Below are 15,894 nucleotides of genomic sequence, written 5' to 3'. Positions count from 1 at the left end.
TCTAAGCCAAAAGGCAGGCGATAGGAAAAATTAGATATTCCATAAAAAAGAGTTTCCAGATAAATTGGTAGAATTGAGCGATCGCACTTTTATCTTGTAAGTCTACCGTCGAACTCCGCAACCACAGCCAAACCAACAGCCCCAAATGAGTAACTATCAGGAATATGGGATTAATGGAGGCGATGCGTAGCACCCCAACCAGAATCATTCCCAAATAGCAGACAGTTATTACCCAAAGAGACAGATTAAACACAGCTTGGGGCCCAAGTTTGATGGTGAAAGTAGTAATATTGTAGAGGCGATCGCCTTCCATATCGGGGATATCTTTAAAGATAGCGATCGCAAAGGTAAACACCAAAATAAATAACGTCAGCACCCACACCACAGGCGGAATTGTTTGGCTTTGTTGCAACGCCCAACTGTAATGCAGATATAATCCTAAGTTAACAATCGTACCGCGCACCGAAAAAATACACAGCGCCGCCCAAACAGGAAACTGTTTCAAACGAATTGGCGGTAAAGAATAAGCAGTACCAATAGCCAAACTAATAGCCACCATACCCAATAAAAACGGCCCAGTTAGCCACGCCACAACTAGCGCCAAAATCCCAGTAAAGGCAACAATCAATTGCCCAGTTTGCTGGGAAAATTCACCAGATGCCAACGGTAAATGAGGCTTATTAATCTTGTCAATTTCCACATCTTCTAATTGATTCAGCCCCACAATGTAGACATTGCCACACAGACAAGCAATCCATGCGCCGAAGACAGGGAGTAGAGAACTTGTAGAGACGCGATTCATCGCGTCTGTAGAGATATGATTAATTGCGTCTGTACTAATGGCAATGGCAATTAAATATAAACCTAAAACACTTAGACTTGTACCAATAATTGTATGAGGGCGAGAGAATTTCCAGAAAGCATATAACCAATTGAAAGATGATGGAACAGGGTTGCCTGGTAAAGGGCTGTTTTGAGAACTTTGGCTCATGAGTAGCTTAGATACAGTATTCTGGCTTGTTGTTAATCATTGTCACAGAATTTGGTCATTTGTCATTTGTCATTTGTCATTTGTCATTGGTCATTTGTCATTGGGTATGGAGCATGGTTTCTTTCTCTCTCACTCCCTTATCTCTCTCATTGCCCCATTCCTTCAGACTGTGGGTAGGCATAGCCCCTTGTAGACATCACATTTACCAGTGGGAATCATAACAAACAGATTGACCTGAGTAAATAACCAATGGCTTACCAAAATATTACTGGGTTCCTCCTGCCTCCTGAACGCCTCCCTTTCTTCAAATGACTCTCGATAGATCCAATAACAACCAAAGGGCAAAAAGAATCATGTTGGATTTGCTGATTCAAAACGGGTTAATTTTCGATGGCTTAGGCTCTCCAGCTATTCGCAGAGATATCGGCATTCAAAACGGCCGCATTGTCACCCTTGCACCCTCCTTAACTACCCCAGCGCGTGAAGTGGTTGATGCTTCTGGGTTATGGGTGACACCTGGATTTATAGATATTCATACTCATTACGATTTAGAGTTAGAAATTGCACCAGGATTGAGTGAATCAGTGCGTCATGGTGTTACCAGCGTGGTTATTGGTAACTGTAGCTTGTCTGTTGCGATCGCTCAACCCCAAATCCTGGCTGATATTTTTCAGAGGGTAGAGACACTTTCCCATCGGCTGATTGCAAAATGGTTGAAAAAGTCGGTTTCCTGGCAGACACCAGCAGAATATTTACAGCATTTGCAACAGTTACCCCTTGGCCCCAATGTTGCCCCAATGTTTGGACACAGTGCCTTACGCGCTCATGTGATGGGATTAGAACGCAGCTTAACGGTTCAGCCGACAAAATTTGAACTAAAACTGATGCAGCGCATAGCCAGAGATGCAATAGATGCTGGCTTTATTGGCATTTCTATTGATATGTTTCCCTGGCATCGGATGAGTGGAGAATGGCAAGGCTGCACAATTCCTTCTCAACACGCCAAATTTAAAGAATATGCAATGTTGGCAGATTTATGTCGGCGGTGCGATCGCGTTTTTCAAGTCACACCCAATTTACAACGACTCGCTTCCTTTGTGGATATCCTGCGTATGGGTTCAGGGATTGGAAAAAAACCACTGCGGCTAACAGTCCTCTCAGCTTTAGATGCCGTACACGATCGCAAACTATGGCGAATATTTTCCCCCCTACTTTTTATTTGGAATCGACTTCTAAATGGTAATGTGCGTTTTCAAACCCTAACCGAACCCTTCACCATTTACTCTGATGGATCTGTGACTCCCTTATTTGAAGAATTTTCCACAGGTGCACAACTCAATGGCTGTCAGTCACGAGAAGAAAGGCAACAACTATGGGCATCGGAAATATTTCGTCGTCAGTTTCGCCAAGAATGGCTCAGTAAAAGGCGTAAATCATTCCATCGCCGATTAGATTTGATGGAAGTTATTCACTGTCCCGAAGCAAGTTGGCAAGGGTTAAATTTTGCAGAAATTGCTCATCAAAACCAACAAGAACCAGTAGATTTATTTATCCACGCATTACAAAAATACGATACAGATTTACGCTGGGTGGCAACAGGAGCGAACGATCGCTTAAAACCCCGTTTAGCGATGATGCAGCATCCCCATATTTTGCCTGGTTTTACCGATGCTGGCGCTCATGTCCGCAACCTGGGCTACTATGATGGAGCTTTGTCTTTGCTCAAACAAGCAGTTGCAACAAAATTCATTTCACCTGAAGCTGCGATTTGCCGCGTTACCGGAGAACCGGCTCGTTGGTTTCGTCTTGATACGGGAGTTCTCAAAATTGGTGCTAAAGCCGATATAGTTTTACTTGATCCCAATGCTTTAAATCAGCCAATTAGCCCGCAAGTGCAGATATCAGATCCAGTTTTAGATGGTGAACCTCGAATGGTTAAGCGCGGTTCGGATGAGATTGTGCAAGCGGTTTATATTAATGGGATTCAGGTTGTTTGTCGAGGGAAAGTGAGGGATATTTTGGGGCGTGAAAAGTTGGGAAGTGTTTTGTCACCATTTACTTAAAGAGTATTTCGCGGTGTTCAATCGGGGGAGTAAATTCACGAATAATATTCCAAATTTCGTCATATTCATCTCCAATACAGGTCAGTATAGGAGCCATAATTTTGTTAAATTTTATTGAGGTTTCATAGCTATATCTTCGGGTAGAAGGAAAACAATATTGTAATTTCTAAGCTAGTTATGAAGTTTTCTGATGGATGAAATTATGCTGAACATTATTGCTTGGATAATCCTAGGTTTGATTGCTGGAGCTATAGCGAAAGCTATTTATCCTGGTCGTCAGGGTGGTGGAATGGTTTCAACGATGATTTTAGGTATCGTAGGTGCTGTAATTGGGGGAATTTTAGTTACTCTTTTAGAGACAGGAAGATTTCAATTAACTGCTGCAACCCTCAGTATCCCCGGTGTAATTGTTGCCGTCATTGGCGCAATAATTGCTATCTTTCTATGGAACTTATTAGCTGGGCGTACCAGTTATTAGTTGAATTAAATTGTAGGAAAATCATGCTTAGGGCCAAGTTGTTAGTGATTAACCATTTCAGATTTTGCGTACAGCAAAAACTCCACTTTCTAAAAGTTAGTGGAGTAATTAATGTAAGGCTATTAGTAATGAATCATTGTTAGTAATTCTATTTGCACTGCAAGAACTCGATTAATCTAAAGCTTTCTTAAGTTCGTCTTTAATGTTTTCTACAGTGTGACTAACTTGGGCTTCAGCTTGCTTTGCTTGTCCTTCGGCTTTATCTTGTGGATTACCGGTTATTTCACCCACAACCTCTTGAATTTTTCCTTCAATATTTTTTGCAGTAGCTTCTACTCTTTTTTCGGCACTCATGGTTTTATTCCCAGCTTGTAGTTGATTCATCTATTACATAAATTAACAACAGAGTATTGTTTTTAACTTCCATCAACCGATAGAATAATTTGGTAGATTATGTATCTTAGGATAGATACGAAACGCTACATGAGTACGCAAGTAAAAAAATATTAAAAAAAATATTAATATATCGCAATCCTAAATGAGTTGTGAAAATACGCGATGTCCAGATCCCCGGCTTTTTTGATAAGTCGGGGATCTAACTTTTCACGAAGTATTTATGACTGCTATATGCATCTTCATAGAGAATGAGATCAGTCAAAGCAAATTTTTAAATATAAAGGAAAGTAAAGGAGTGCCAACAAAACGTCAAAAAAATGTCTGGAGGAGTGAGATTAATGACATCATTCGGGGTGCTTGTGGAGGTTTTTTATTTGGCATACCCTTGCTGTATACAATGGAGGTTTGGTGGATTGGATCGCTGGCAAAACCACAACTGATGATGATGGCGATCGCATTGATGTTTGTTGTAGTTTACTTGCTTAATCAGATAGAAGGCTTTCGGAAACGCAGATATACCGGGCTAGCTCATCAAGCCGCAATGGATACTGTCGAAGCGATCGCGATCGGACTAGCTTGCTCTACCTTCGTACTGTTACTACTACGAGAATTGACACCAGAAACTTCCCTAAGGGAATCTTTAGGTAAAATCATCTTTGAAAGTGTGCCCTTTGCTCTCGGTGTAGCATTAGCCAACCAGCTTTTGGGAGATATTGAAAACAGCAATGCAGAAGGACAAGCAACCAACAGCACAACCAAGAACAAAGGGAATGAGTTAAACGCCACCTTCGCAGATTTGGGTGCAACTCTAATTGGTGCAACTGTAATTGCATTTAACATTGCTCCAACAGATGAAATTCCCATGTTAGCAGCCGCAACTTCGCCAGCTTGGGAATTAGCAATGATCGCCGCATCTTTGTTGATTTCTTATGGCATTGTATTTCAGGCAGGCTTTTCTGATCAGCAAAAGCGAAGACAGCAAAAGGGAATTTTCCAAAGACCATCTAGCGAAACTATTATGTCCTACCTAGTTTCGTTGCTAGCAGGGGCTTTTATGCTGTGGTTCTTTCAAAAGTTAACTTTTAGTGACCCCTGGACAATGTGGTTAGATCACACTTTGATACTGGGATTACCTGCAACTATTGGCGGTGCAGCCGGAAGGTTAGCAATATGACTAAAACAGAACAACGACCAAAACGCTCAATCGCTGAGTGGGTAACATTTAGCATCGCCTCATTTATCCTAGCAATCATTGTCAGTCTGGTAGGCTACACTTGGCTGAATGAAAAAAATCAACCTCCCATCCTTGCTGTTACTAAAAAAGAAACAATTCGGGAAATTGATGGACAATTTTATGTTCCCTTTGAAGTAGTTAATAGTGGAGGAGATACGGCTGAGTCAGTTCAGATTATGGCTGAGTTGCTGATTGACGGTAAAGTTACAGAAACAGGAGAGCAACAGATCGACTTTTTATCTAGTGGGGAAAGTGAAGAAGGCGCATTTATATTCAGCAAAAATCCGCGCCAAGGCCAGTTAAATCTGCGTGTTGGTAGCTATAAATTGCCATAACTGAAGCATTTAAAACCGCAGACAAACGGGGGACTTTGATTCCAGTTCCCCCCTTTTTAAGGGGAGCCAGCGCGGTCTTGGGGTCTCCCCAAGTGGAGCGACTGGCGTGGGCTAGCGGGGATCTAGAAGTACCTAAAATCACAGCCAAACACTTGGAAAACAACCTCTAAAGGGCGACAATATACCCACCAAATAAGATTGGATAATTTATGTCTTGGAAATTCTTAAGCTTTAACCTTAGCTTTTGACCAAACGCCATTTTGATCTTCATCATATTGCTGATGAACAGACTCCCAGGCGGCTTGTTCAGCAGTGAACTCGTCATTTTTCTCATTTAAAACGGTGTTATAACACTCAATGAATGTACTCTGAGCTTCATTAGAAAGATGAGCGCGAACCTCTGGAGACAAATCTTCTGGACTATTGCACTGTCCAGGACAAGGACGAGCAAAGGTTTTTTCAATTGTGTTAATTTCTTCGGCACCAGCACTTTCGAGTAGCAATTGAAATTCGCCAGTGCGATCGCTCGGAACTTCTGCCATCAATAAGAATTCGCCAGCTTGTAAGCGGGTTTGGTAGATAGTCGCTTTATCTTCTGGCATTCCTAAAGTAGTTAGAACCGATACTAGACCGGCACCTGCACTACCTGCGATCGCTCCACTAGCAGCCCCCAGTAGCACTGCGCCTATAGGCCCTGCTGCCACGATTGGGCCAACAAAAGGAATAAACAGTACACCTACACCCGTGAGCAAGCTGAGAAAGGAACCAAACAAGGAACCAAAAACTGCCCCTGTTCTCAAACCTCCCAGAATCACATCTTTTTTACTAATAAAGCCAGCAATTCTCGTTTCCGACTGGAAATTTCTGCCCATGACCGAAATATGATCTCTAGGCACACCCCTGTCTAATAAACGTCGAATCACATCATCAATTTGCTTCTGTTCTTTGAATACAGCAGAAATGGTACGTTCTGCTTTATAAACTTCTGCCACTTAAATACTCCTTGTATGTATTATGTTGTTTTTGCAATAAATACGGTGAACAGGTAGATGCAGGCAGAATGAACCCTGTGTGCAACTTTCTCTCAAACGTAATCCCAACACCCTCCCTACATTCGTGCAGCGTGCCGAAAGCAGGGAAGGAAAGCAATAATCAAAGCCTCTCGGATTCTGGGGAGATAAATAGAATTAGGGTCTTAAAAAACGTTATGACTACACACCCACAGCAGTCTTACCTTTTGTTGCTGGCTGTTTACCATCTGGATCTACTCCTTCCCCTTCAATAAATGAACGCAGCATCCAAGCTATCTCTTCATGCTGTTCTAGTAGTCCAGTTAAAAAGTCAGCAGTTCCCTGATCGTGAAACTCTTCACCAGACTGGTCTACATGGTCTCTTAAGTTGCGAATAACCTGCTCGTGATCATGTACTAGATTAGCTACCATTTTCGTTGCTGTGGGAACATTACCACCATGTTCCTTGAGGGTAGCAAGCTTGAGAAATCCCTCTAATGTGCCAACCGGATAACCGCCCAAAGTACGAACCCGTTCTGCCAAGGCATCAATATTTAGAGTTAGCTTTTGGTAGTGTTCTTCCCAAAGCTGATGCAAAGAGCGGAACTGAGGGCCGACAACATCCCAGTGGTATTTTTTGGTTTTCACCAACAGTAGATAGGCATCTGCCAAATCTTGATTCAACAGATTAATTACACCTTGACGCTGTTCTTCGGTCAAACCAATGTTTATCGCACGCATTGTTTTCCATCCCTAAGCAAACTTCTTTATTAACTTCTCAAATTTCCCACCTAATCCACATCAACCAAAGGAAACATTATGAGTTTAGATTAATTATCACATTACATAGTTATACCTATGCCTTAATGGGTAGTATTATTCAGCCAATTTAATAATTAACGATAGAATTCCTATTTTATTTGTAATATTAAAAACCCTAAAAACCCCAACTTTTTAAATAAATCAGGATTTTTGTTTATCATTTTTATATTGAATTGAAGTTGAGATATTAACATTACTAAGTAGTAATGGGTCACTGCTTTTAAGCAATCACCCATTCGTTACTATCGAAAAATTACCAAGGTATTAACTCTGTTACTTACCTGTAACTTTTTCCAACAAATTCTTTACATTCTCTTCCACTGAGGTTGCACCCTGTGAATTTTCAGGACGTTTTTGCTTGTCAATATCAGCAGCTCCCTGAACCTCATTGAGTCCTTGATTGGACTCCTTTTGAACCTTTTTCAATCCTTGGGGTGGTTCTTTAGCGGCTTCATCAGTTTTGCGCTGAATGTCAAGCAGTTGTGTAGTACCTTCGGTAGGGTTACTTTGGTAGCTATCCATTGCAAAAGCAGGAAAAGCATTAGAGAACAATAGTATGGCGCAAGTAAAAGCGACAACTAGAACACGTACTGGACGTAACACGGATAAAACAGAAGCAACAATTTTCATTTGAAGTCCTCAATAACAGCTTTAACAACGCAAAACTTTCACTGAAAGAGTGGAAGCAAGTAACTTTATTTTGCAAATTTGAGCAATAATAAAACTAGCAAGTTACACTGCAATAGGAAAGTTATTGAAAAACGAACCTGACGAAGGAAGAAATTGTCTTTAGTATTTCTGCATATAAGAATTAGCTAGGGATAATAGGCAAATACCACCTTAATTCTTTAGCAAAATGATTACACTTCATATTGACGTTCTTCTTTCCAGGTTCCCTGTTTATACTTTTACTTTGAAAACGCTAACGTCTGCATCAATCTCTAGAATGAAGTTCCCTATATCTGTAGTTACAATAAGATCAGTCTCTAGGCATATCGACTTAATATAGTTTTGGCAGGCTAATGCCTCTACTATATTTATGTTCATTTAGCTCAATTTTATCCAATCAAAGGAATTTAATTGCTATGCACCTTAGAGGATATTTGTAAAGCATCAAGTTATATAAATATCTCCTATGACCCCGCTTTTTAAGCTACGGTATACACACAAGCCCTAAAATCCTTGTTTGGTAATATACAAGCATTAGTACACAAGGTTTTGAGTTCATGTAGAGACGCGATTTATCGCGTCTTCAAAGACCAATTACCTACACCAATAACCCTTAAACCAAGCGTATTAGATTATCAATAGTGTAAATTTATTGATAAAAGCATAACGAAAAATCAAGGATTTAAAAAATAATTTTCCGTTCTTTTCTGTCCATTTGATTCTCAACTAGACTTGTGTATACACGGTAGCTTTTTAAAGTAAGGAGGAAAGGAATCTTACCTTTAAAGTTGATAAGTCTGCCTTATTACTTCTTCTATTGAACTTAAGCGATGGAACATTTCTATTAATTCATGGGATCTTGTTTTTCGCTTCGCCAGCAGCACTTTTAACGGCGTTAAATAATGAATATCTGGGTCATCTCCTAAAGCAACTTCGGCTGCTTGCAATACTTTTGTTGCATTCCCAAAAATATCCTCATTGTCAAATGCTTCTTTTGCAGAAAGTTGGTGTAACATTGCATTGGGTACAGTTGCTCTACCCAGCAAAGTTTTATCTAACACCAAACCTTTCAATAATGTCAGCAAAGCCGCATAGATAGAAAAATCATCACAACTATCACAAGCTTTAAATTCGATGCGTCCTACTTCAGCCGGAATGCGGGCGATTTTTGTCAAGGAAGGTATGCTATTAATCAGTTGTTCCTGCTCCTGAATAAAAACCAGGGCTGCTGGTCTTTTTCCAGTTCTGATAAACGTTCGTACCGATAATCCATCCCATAAACCTCCTTTATAAAAAGGGGAACTATAACTAAAAGGGACAATATAGGGACTGTAATAGGTTAACTTTTTGCCAATATCAATTACATCTTCAGTAGATAAATCTGCCACTGAGATATTTAAATCTGGTCCATAAGACACCATGTGAATATTAGCAGTTTGTTCGTCAGGATAAGCCTCTAGCTGTTTGATTTCATAATCGTTTAATGGAGGTTGAGGCTCAAAACCTGGATTGTAGGGATTAAAACTGACCAAAACTGGTAATAAACCAAAGTTAGCGGCAACCTCACGTAGCAAGTGAAAACTTTCTGATAATTCGGTAATAGCGCCTTGAATATCAGAATGTATAGTTGTTCTAATTTCAATACCTTTAACATGACAGTCTATCACTTCATCGGAATCTGCAAATCTTTCAAATCCCTCAATGTACCATCTTTTCATCTTAATACCCGCATCCCCAACCCGCAGTTGAGGATAGTCGCTAGGGTATGTGGGTAGCTTTTCAATAATTTGATTTAAATCAGCAAATTTGGTGTGGGAAAAATCAGCAAACTTTCCTTCTTTATTCAAAAAAGCGACTTCATGCTCAATGCCAAATAGAAACATTATATATACCTTAAATTTTTAGATTTAACCTAACTTAACTAATGCCAAACGAGACGAATCGCACAGAGGAGGAAATAACATCAGGAAACGATTTATTAGAGAAAACCGTCGGCGATATTTAGTTGGCAGATTGGCATAATTACAGACTTCCATTACTTCGTAACATGAATTCCAGTCTTTAATCTTATGAATATTTGAGATACACCAATCAAATTTTGCTGAGGTGTATTTGAGTGAGTCATGGTGCTTTTGATTCTTCACAATTAGCGGTGAGAAGGAATCAAAGGCAAACCATGAACCAGGAAAATATTGCAAAAGATTTGCAAACAACAGCTTCACTTCCTGTTCATTGAAATACTGCAATACGCCTTCGGCGACAAACATAACAGGTTGTTTGCTAGTAGACTTGATATGCTCAATCCAATTGGTATCTAGAGCAGAAGCAGCGATTAATTTACGGCGTTCCGTTTCTTCAAAAAACTGTCGTCGCAGAACCATGACATCCGGTAAATCTATGTCAAACCAGCAAACCTTGCCGTTATCTACTCGCTCAAAACGTGTGTTCAGTCCTGCACCAATCTCGATAACAGAACCTTGGGGATGTTGATTAAGGTAGTTGCGTACCCAGTTGTCGAGGATAGTTCCTCGTAAACAAGAGCCTATCTGAGAAGATTTAGCAGTAGTAAATTTATCAAATTCGTAGTCGAGCGCTGCAAGAATCTCAGATGATTTAGGATCTACTATGATTGGATCTGCTGCCTGAAGCTCACAAGCTCTAGCCCAGAGGGTAATTAGTAGTGTTTCTTGAACTATACCGAGGTTAACTTTGGTTTTATTCATGAATACCTCCACAACACAGATTAAATCCCCCTTTTTAGTTTAAGTAGAAAAAATTCTCAAGATTACTCTCAAATGGATTTTACCCCAAGACCGACTGTTGCGATTTGAAAACTTCTCTGGTTGATTTCTTGAGGTGGCTACGCTTACGCACTTTCTTGATTTTTGCTGTCGCCACTATCTTCATAGTCACTGTGTAGGGTAGCTTAGTAGTGACTGAGGAAAGCTTGAGACGTGAGTTTATGACAAGTACCGTTCAATCCCCCTACAGCAGCGAACAAATTGCCGCTTGGTTGCGTGGGCTGCTTACTATTGCTTGGGCTGATGGTAATTTTGATGCTCAAGAACAGGAATTAATTGCCAACATCACCAAAGATGAATTAGCTCCTAAGATTCAATGGGACTCACTAGAGATAATTACGCCAGAAGAATTGGCCGCAGTCTTGGGTAAAAGTACACCAACAGCGGAAAATTTTTTAAGGACAGCGGTGATGGTAGCGATCGCTGATGGTACTTATTCTCCCAGTGAAGATCAAGTTCTGCAACAGTTCTGCCAAGCTTTAGAACAGCCGGAGAATTTCCTGGAAGCCCTTCGCCACACCCTGGAACACCCAGAGAAAATTACCCCTACTCCCCTGACAAATGGACTTACAAAACGTCAAATTGATGCACTACACCCCCTACGCGAGTGGCTAGATGGGCTAGATATCCAAGACCCAAGAGTAGCCCGCTTTTTGTGTAAAATGATTCCCTCCCAGTGTCCCTTTGAGCGGGATGTTACCTTATTTGGACGCAAGATTGTCCACATCCCGCCGATGTGTAAAATTAATCCCTTGTATGATCAACTGGTGGGCTTACGTTTCCGCGCCCTCTCTTATCTGGCAGATAAATGTGGTGAAGATGTTTCACCATATATTTGAGTGCTGAGTGGGGAGTGCTGTTAGCGGTAGCGGGGCGTTTAGCCCGTGCTGAGTGCTGAGTGGCGAGTGTGAGTTACAAGTAAAGAGTGAGAAATGAGGTTTTAAAACTTATAATTTATAACTCGCAACTCATAACTCAGCACGGGCTAAACCCTAGCTATCCGATAACAGGACTCTAGAAATATGCAATTTATCGACCAAGCAAAAATTGAAGTTGAAGCTGGTAAGGGCGGCGATGGTATTGTCGCCTTCCGGCGGGAAAAATACGTGCCGACTGGTGGCCCCTCTGGTGGTAATGGGGGACGAGGCGGTTCGGTAATTTTCGTTGCCGATGAAAACCTACAAACTTTGTTGGACTTCAGATACAACCATCGCTTTCAGGCAGAAAAGGGAACTCGTGGTGGGCCAAGTAACTGCACCGGAGCAGGAGGAAAGGATTTGATCATTGAAGTTCCCTGCGGTACAACCATTTATGATGCTGAAACTGGCGAATTGCTGGGGGATTTAACTGAGCCTAAGCAGACTTTGCTGATTGCCCAAGGTGGTAAAGGCGGACTGGGAAATCAGCATTTCTTGAGTAACCGTAACCGCGCCCCAGAATATGCCCTCCCAGGATTACCAGGGGAAATAAAGCAGCTACGCCTGGAGTTGAAACTTTTGGCAGAAGTGGGGATTATTGGCTTACCAAATGCTGGTAAATCCACTTTAATTTCATCTTTATCAGCGGCACGTCCAAAAATCGCAGATTATCCTTTCACTACCCTGATTCCAAATTTGGGTGTAGTGCGGAAACCTACTGGCGATGGTACTGTTTTCGCCGACATTCCTGGACTAATTGAGGGAGCAGCTCACGGAGCAGGGCTGGGGCATGATTTCTTGCGCCACATCGAGCGCACGCGAGTCCTACTTCACTTGATTGATGCCACTAGTGATGATGTGGTTAGAGATTACAACACAATTAAGGAAGAATTACAAGCTTATGGACGGGGTTTAGCAGAGCGCCCGCAAATTTTGGCGCTGAACAAAATTGATGCAGTTGATCGCGAAACTGTCGATTTGGAAGCGTTAGCAACCCAACTTAATCATCTCTCCTACGCCCCGGTTTTTGTGATTTCAGCCGTTACTCGCACCGGATTAGAGCCAATGCTACAAGAAATTTGGGGAATTCTCGACCAAATGAAGGTTCCTGAAGAAGTTGAGGCATTTAGATAATTCGTAATTCGTAATTCGTAATTCGTAATTCGTAATTAATATTTTCAGAAGGGGTAGCTGTCGGCAGTAGAAATACTTTGTTTTTTACTTACGGGTTAAAATTACGAATTACGTAGATTGCTTCTTGCTAGAGGCAAGTATTATTAATTACGAATTATGTTGACGAATCCTGGATCAGGGGAATCTTAATCACAAATTCAGCGCCTTGTCCTGGCTGTGAAATACATTCTAAAGAACCGCCATGTATTTCTGCAATCATCTGGTAGCTGATAGCAACCCCCATCCCCGTACCTTGACCAATAGGCTTGGTGGTAAAGAAGGGGTCGAATAGCTGTTTTTTAACATCTTCTGTTACTCCCAGGCTTCATCCAAGCGTGAGAAAGTTCGCAGAGAACGAAGCACCTCACTATTTTGCATGAGTCCAGTAATATCACTAGTACAACACGGCGGAAATAAACCAATCATTCCAAATCAACGAAAACCTTATGCTGTATTCATTTTTAATTTTTAATTTTTAAGTTTTAATTCCGCCTTGCGGTACTAGCTCTGTCACTCACACCCAAAACTTTATCTAGGAGGTGTGGGAAAAATAGATAATGGCATAGTGACAGTCAATGCTTATGGAGTTTATGCTGATAAAACATTCCCATTAATTGTGAAAATATTTAAACCTAAAAGGACGCTAAAATCAGGAGATAAATATAAAACGAAAATAGATTTAGCGTCGGAAATTATTACAGAATTAATTGATGAAGGTTTTAATATTGAACTAGTATTAGCAGATAGTTTATATGGTGAAAGCAGCCAATTTATTGAAAAGTGAGCGTTATACAACTTAGCTTATGTTGTTGCAATTAGAAGTAATTACGGAGTCTGGTTTCCAGCTATTCAAAGCGTTATCGCTAATAAGTGGTGTAAATTTGACAGAAGTTTTAGTCATCAAAAATCATAAACAAGATATATCTGAGAAATAGTTTATGGTAAAAGAAGAGCCATAAATTACTGGAAAATTACTACTGTTCCAGAAACAATGCCTGAGAATTCTACGTCTTTTGTGATGACAAATCTTCAAGGAAATCTCAAGAAAACTTTAGGCGACCTATATGGATTAAGAACTTGGGTAGAATATGGTTTTCGGCAGTGTAAATAGGAATTGGGTTGGACAGATTATCGTTTTAATAATTTCCAGCATATTGAAAGGTGGTGGGAAATTACTTTTTGTGTTTACACAATGATTACTTTAAATTCTCCAGCCTTTTTATCCTTAAATCAATCTCATCAAATTAAAACTGAGGTACAAGAAAGTCAGGGGAGTGATTTGCAAATTGCAAATTGCAAATTGCGAATTGCGAATTGGACTTACACCTATGTAAGCCAAGTCATGCTGTAGATTCGGTGCTATCCCCGTAATGCCGCCAAGATCAATTTACCCATAGCGCTTGTACTCCTAATACTGTATTCTCTGATAGATTAGCGTCTGCAAAAACAGGGATTAGCAGTAATTCCATTTCGGTTTACATCTGAAAAAGGAACTTTGTAGATTTGTCTATAAAATTACAAACTCTCAAGAGTAAAAATACTATCAATCTCTTTGCCTACTCAGCCAATGTAGGTTAAAAATCTCACCAAACAAACATTTTAGACCTATCCAAGACCCCAAGATGCCTTCTAAGCGAATCTTGTTTATCAGTAACGGCCACGGAGAGGACAACCACACCTCTCACGTTATTCAGACCTTGCGCCAATTGTGTCCTTCTATTGAGATGGCGGCAATGCCGATTGTGGGGGAAGGAAAAGCTTACCGCAGCTTGGACATTCCCATTATTGGGCCCACACAAACAATGCCCTCTGGGGGATTCTTTTACATGAAGCGCCTCTATTTGCTCAAAGATTTTCAATCGGGATTGATTGGGTTAACGTGGCGACAGTTACAAGCGGTGTTAGAGTATGCTCCCAACTGCGATTTAATTATGGCTACTGGGGATTTTGTCTCCCAGACATTTGCTTACTTAACAAAACGTCCTTTCGTTTCGTTTATCTCTTGTCTTTCTGCTATCTATGAAGGGCAATTGCGGATCAATCCGCTGCTGTGGCACGATCTGAATTCTTCTCGATGTCTGACAGTTTTTACCAGAGATTCTTATACGGCTTCTGATCTTCAGCGGCAAGGTATAGCTAAAGCTCAGTTTGGTGGTATTCCGGCTTTAGATCGCCTCGTCCCCGTTGGCAAAAACTTGTACCTAAAACCGGACGTTCCTGCGATCGCACTTTTACCAGGATCGCGGATGCCGGAAGCCGCACGAAATTTCTGTTTGCAGTTGCAACTGGTGGTAGAAATTGCCAAGGTGATGCCTTCAGGATTCCAGTTTCGCGCCGCCTTGGTACCAAATTTGATGGAACAATTAGACGACATTGCTAAAAGCCAAGGTTGGGAACTGAATCAAGGCATACTCACCTATTCTCCTCCAGGAAGTTCTGCTGAGGAATCACCGCTTGTAGAAGTGAGATGTTACTCAGATGCCTTCAGTGATATTTTGTATTACTCTACCCTCGTCATTGGCATGGCAGGGTTGGCAGTGGATTTAGCTGTAGCGATCGGCAAACCGATCATCCAGATTCCCGGAGAGGGCCCGCAATTTACCTATCAATTTGCAGAAGCGCAAACGCGCCTGTTGGGCATAAATGCCCAAACCATCGGCACTAAGCCAGCAACCCCTGAGATTCTCAAGCAAGCAGCGAAACGAGTAGTTGAAACTTTACAAGATTCAGACTACCTCGCTAAGTGCAAAGAAAATGGCCCTGAGCGATTTGGCCCACCCGGCGCATCTGAGAGAATTGCCCGCTTTCTACTAAACTCTCTAGGAGAAACTTGAGTAGAAATTTCGTCAGAATTTAGGAGTCAGTACGGTTCGGTAGCATGGTGTGGTAGGCTAACGCCGTAATGCATCTCAATTCTGACTGGAGGCAGAGCGTCTCCGGCTCCGCTCCTGAATCTTGTACAGACGCGATTCATCGCGTCTCTCTTGTACTCCTAACTCCTGAAT

Annotated in this window: 15 protein-coding genes and 1 pseudogene; 8 read left to right on the top strand and 8 right to left on the bottom strand. The window is 41.3% G+C overall.

Annotation, left to right across the window (positions count from 1 at the left end; translation table 11 throughout):
- Position 1: 1 nt before the first annotated feature.
- The gene (locus ACWATR_RS00945; RefSeq protein ID WP_460328621.1) at positions 2–991 is read right to left on the bottom strand and encodes a homogentisate phytyltransferase; all 990 of its coding nucleotides are present in this window, start codon (positions 989–991) and stop codon (positions 2–4) included.
- Between the two features lie 353 nt (positions 992–1,344).
- Between ACWATR_RS00945 and ACWATR_RS00940 the strand changes: the two genes are divergently transcribed.
- On the top strand, positions 1,345–3,054 hold the full coding sequence (locus ACWATR_RS00940) for an N-acyl-D-amino-acid deacylase family protein (protein WP_460328619.1): 1,710 nt from the start codon (positions 1,345–1,347) through the stop codon (positions 3,052–3,054).
- Positions 3,055–3,259: 205 nt separating this feature from the next.
- Complete coding sequence (locus tag ACWATR_RS00935; RefSeq protein ID WP_181932539.1) at positions 3,260–3,532, top strand: GlsB/YeaQ/YmgE family stress response membrane protein; 273 nt, start codon at positions 3,260–3,262, stop codon at positions 3,530–3,532.
- 171 nt (positions 3,533–3,703) lie between these two features.
- Here ACWATR_RS00935 and ACWATR_RS00930 read toward each other — a convergent pair whose 3' ends face one another.
- Entirely contained in the window at positions 3,704–3,886 is a 183-nt protein-coding gene (locus ACWATR_RS00930; protein WP_181930064.1) for a CsbD family protein, read from the bottom strand.
- A 337-nt stretch (positions 3,887–4,223) separates the two neighbouring features.
- Here ACWATR_RS00930 and ACWATR_RS00925 point away from each other — a divergent pair, with 337 nt between their 5' ends.
- Together ACWATR_RS00925 and ACWATR_RS00920 are read left to right on the top strand one after the other, a co-directional pair.
- On the top strand, positions 4,224–5,102 hold the full coding sequence (locus tag ACWATR_RS00925; RefSeq protein WP_460328617.1) for a TIGR02587 family membrane protein: 879 nt from the start codon (positions 4,224–4,226) through the stop codon (positions 5,100–5,102).
- Complete coding sequence (locus ACWATR_RS00920) at positions 5,099–5,497, top strand: TIGR02588 family protein (RefSeq protein WP_460328615.1); 399 nt, start codon at positions 5,099–5,101, stop codon at positions 5,495–5,497. The genes ACWATR_RS00925 and ACWATR_RS00920 overlap by 4 nt, the downstream gene beginning before the upstream one ends.
- A gap of 224 nt (positions 5,498–5,721) precedes the next feature.
- On the opposite strand, the gene ACWATR_RS00915 is transcribed toward ACWATR_RS00920, so the two are convergent.
- From ACWATR_RS00915 to ACWATR_RS00895, 5 genes are all read right to left on the bottom strand, one after another.
- Complete coding sequence (locus ACWATR_RS00915) at positions 5,722–6,489, bottom strand: ChaB family protein (RefSeq protein ID WP_069070336.1); 768 nt, start codon at positions 6,487–6,489, stop codon at positions 5,722–5,724.
- Between the two features lie 219 nt (positions 6,490–6,708).
- Positions 6,709–7,248, bottom strand: a complete 540-nt coding sequence (locus ACWATR_RS00910; protein WP_460328612.1) for a Dps family protein — start codon at positions 7,246–7,248, stop codon at positions 6,709–6,711.
- 354 nt (positions 7,249–7,602) lie between these two features.
- On the bottom strand, positions 7,603–7,959 hold the full coding sequence (locus tag ACWATR_RS00905; protein WP_069070334.1) for a hypothetical protein: 357 nt from the start codon (positions 7,957–7,959) through the stop codon (positions 7,603–7,605).
- Between the two features lie 821 nt (positions 7,960–8,780).
- A complete protein-coding gene (locus ACWATR_RS00900; protein WP_460328609.1) occupies positions 8,781–9,881 on the bottom strand; it encodes a glutamate-cysteine ligase family protein in 1,101 nt (366 codons plus the stop codon).
- Positions 9,882–9,905: 24 nt separating this feature from the next.
- A complete protein-coding gene (locus ACWATR_RS00895; RefSeq protein WP_460328607.1) occupies positions 9,906–10,721 on the bottom strand; it encodes a class I SAM-dependent methyltransferase in 816 nt (271 codons plus the stop codon).
- A gap of 239 nt (positions 10,722–10,960) precedes the next feature.
- Between ACWATR_RS00895 and ACWATR_RS00890 the strand changes: the two genes are divergently transcribed.
- Positions 10,961–11,638: a Mo-dependent nitrogenase C-terminal domain-containing protein gene (locus tag ACWATR_RS00890; protein ID WP_460328605.1), complete on the top strand. Its 678-nt coding sequence runs from the start codon at positions 10,961–10,963 to the stop codon at positions 11,636–11,638.
- Positions 11,639–11,821: 183 nt separating this feature from the next.
- Positions 11,822–12,850 (top strand): GTPase ObgE, encoded by a 1,029-nt coding sequence (obgE, locus tag ACWATR_RS00885; protein ID WP_181930056.1) that lies wholly within the window; start codon positions 11,822–11,824, stop codon positions 12,848–12,850.
- A 154-nt stretch (positions 12,851–13,004) separates the two neighbouring features.
- Here the strand turns inward: obgE and ACWATR_RS00880 are convergent, their stop codons facing one another.
- A complete protein-coding gene (locus ACWATR_RS00880; RefSeq protein WP_460340107.1) occupies positions 13,005–13,211 on the bottom strand; it encodes an ATP-binding protein in 207 nt (68 codons plus the stop codon).
- Between the two features lie 207 nt (positions 13,212–13,418).
- Here ACWATR_RS00880 and ACWATR_RS00875 point away from each other — a divergent pair.
- Positions 13,419–14,168 (top strand): annotated as a pseudogene (locus tag ACWATR_RS00875) (transposase); the annotation flags it as partial.
- Between the two features lie 343 nt (positions 14,169–14,511).
- Positions 14,512–15,723, top strand: coding sequence for a lipid-A-disaccharide synthase-related protein (locus ACWATR_RS00870; protein WP_460328603.1), 1,212 nt, complete (start codon positions 14,512–14,514; stop codon positions 15,721–15,723).
- Positions 15,724–15,894 lie beyond the last annotated feature (171 nt).

Source organism: Nostoc sp. UIC 10890 (assembly GCF_054786515.1).
Note: the sequence above shows the minus strand (reverse complement) of the source record. Positions and strands in the feature narration are given on the sequence as shown.

Coding starts and splice junctions, on each gene's coding strand:
- ACWATR_RS00890 (WP_460328605.1), top strand. CDS start 10,961: ATGACAAGTACCGTTCAATCCCCCTACAGCAGCGAACAAATTGCCGCT.
- ACWATR_RS00870 (WP_460328603.1), top strand. CDS start 14,512: ATGCCTTCTAAGCGAATCTTGTTTATCAGTAACGGCCACGGAGAGGAC.
- ACWATR_RS00910 (WP_460328612.1), bottom strand. CDS start 7,248: ATGCGTGCGATAAACATTGGTTTGACCGAAGAACAGCGTCAAGGTGTA.
- ACWATR_RS00920 (WP_460328615.1), top strand. CDS start 5,099: ATGACTAAAACAGAACAACGACCAAAACGCTCAATCGCTGAGTGGGTA.
- ACWATR_RS00930 (WP_181930064.1), bottom strand. CDS start 3,886: ATGAGTGCCGAAAAAAGAGTAGAAGCTACTGCAAAAAATATTGAAGGA.
- ACWATR_RS00900 (WP_460328609.1), bottom strand. CDS start 9,881: ATGTTTCTATTTGGCATTGAGCATGAAGTCGCTTTTTTGAATAAAGAA.
- obgE (WP_181930056.1), top strand. CDS start 11,822: ATGCAATTTATCGACCAAGCAAAAATTGAAGTTGAAGCTGGTAAGGGC.
- ACWATR_RS00945 (WP_460328621.1), bottom strand. CDS start 991: ATGAGCCAAAGTTCTCAAAACAGCCCTTTACCAGGCAACCCTGTTCCA.
- ACWATR_RS00940 (WP_460328619.1), top strand. CDS start 1,345: ATGTTGGATTTGCTGATTCAAAACGGGTTAATTTTCGATGGCTTAGGC.
- ACWATR_RS00895 (WP_460328607.1), bottom strand. CDS start 10,721: ATGAATAAAACCAAAGTTAACCTCGGTATAGTTCAAGAAACACTACTA.
- ACWATR_RS00905 (WP_069070334.1), bottom strand. CDS start 7,959: ATGAAAATTGTTGCTTCTGTTTTATCCGTGTTACGTCCAGTACGTGTT.